General features: G+C 67.3%; 1 protein-coding gene and 1 pseudogene. Both read left to right on the top strand.

Annotation, left to right across the window (positions count from 1 at the left end):
• Window positions 1-197, top strand: a pseudogene (locus tag A2I95_RS39595) (penicillin-binding protein 2); the annotation flags it as partial.
• A gap of 17 nt (window positions 198-214) precedes the next feature.
• The coding region (locus tag A2I95_RS39600) for a Mur ligase family protein (protein ID WP_291737828.1) at window positions 215-1237 on the top strand (1023 nt) is incomplete at its 3' end.

The raw sequence follows: 1237 nt of genomic DNA on the forward strand, positions 1-1237 counted from the left end.
CACATGACCCGAAATACGTGCTGATCGTGACGCTGGACGAACCCTCTATCATTGCGCACGGCGAGGAACGCCGCACCGCAGGCTGGACCGCCACCCCGGTGGCCGCTGAAATGATCGGACGGGTGGCGCCGCTTCTGGGGCTGCGTCCGCAAGTTGAACCCGCAGAGGTGACTGGTATAACCCTCACCTCGAACTGAACCAGGTAAGGGCCGCCATGAGCAGCAGCAGACCAGACCAGCCCCTGAGCCAATTGGGGCTGACCGCCCGCGGCGGCGCTGACCCGCAGATCCGCGGCCTGGCGGTGGACAGCCGCGAGGTGCGGCAGGGGTATCTTTTTGCGGCCCTTCCGGGCCGCCAGGTGCATGGCGCCAAATTCATCCCCGCGGCGCTGGAACTGGGCGCGACCGCAATTCTGACCGATGCCGCAGGGGCCGGCATCGCGGCCAAGCTGCTGGACGAAAGCCACGCAGCACTTGTGGTGGTCGAGGACCCGCGCCAGACGCTGGCCTATGCCGCTGCCCTGTGGTTCGGCGGCCAGCCGCAGACCGTGGTGGCGGTCACCGGCACCAATGGCAAAACCTCTGTGGCAAGTTTCGTGCGCCAGATCTGGATGGAGCTGGGCCACGAGGCCGTCAACATGGGCACCACCGGCATCGAGGGCGCCTGGAGCTATCCGCTGGCGCATACCACGCCGGAGCCGATCACCCTGCACCGCGCCCTGGCTGAGGCTGCCGCCGCAGGGGTGACCCATGCGGCGATGGAGGCGTCCTCGCATGGGCTGGACCAGCGCCGTCTGGACGGGGTGCAGCTGGCGGCGGCGGGGTTCACCAATTTCACCCAGGACCATCTGGACTATCACGAGACATTTGAGGCCTATTTCAACGCCAAGGCGGGCCTGTTCCGCCGGGTGCTGCCGGACGAAGGCGTCGCCGTCATCAACCTGAACGACCCCCGCGGCGCTGAGATGCGCGCGGTGGCCGCTGCCCGCGGGCAGGAGGTGATCAGCGTGGGCCGCGGGCTCGGCGATTTGAACCTGATGGGGCTGCGCTATGACGGCACCGGGCAGGATGTGCGGTTTTCCTGGCACGACAAACCCCATCAGCTGCGCCTCAACCTCATTGGCGGCTTTCAGGCGGAAAACGTGCTCTTGGCCTGCGGGCTGGTGATTGCCGGCGGCGAGGACCCGGAGCGGGTGTTTGAAACCCTGCCGCATCTGACCACCGTTCGGGGGCGGATG

This window comes from Leisingera sp. F5 (assembly GCF_001593695.1).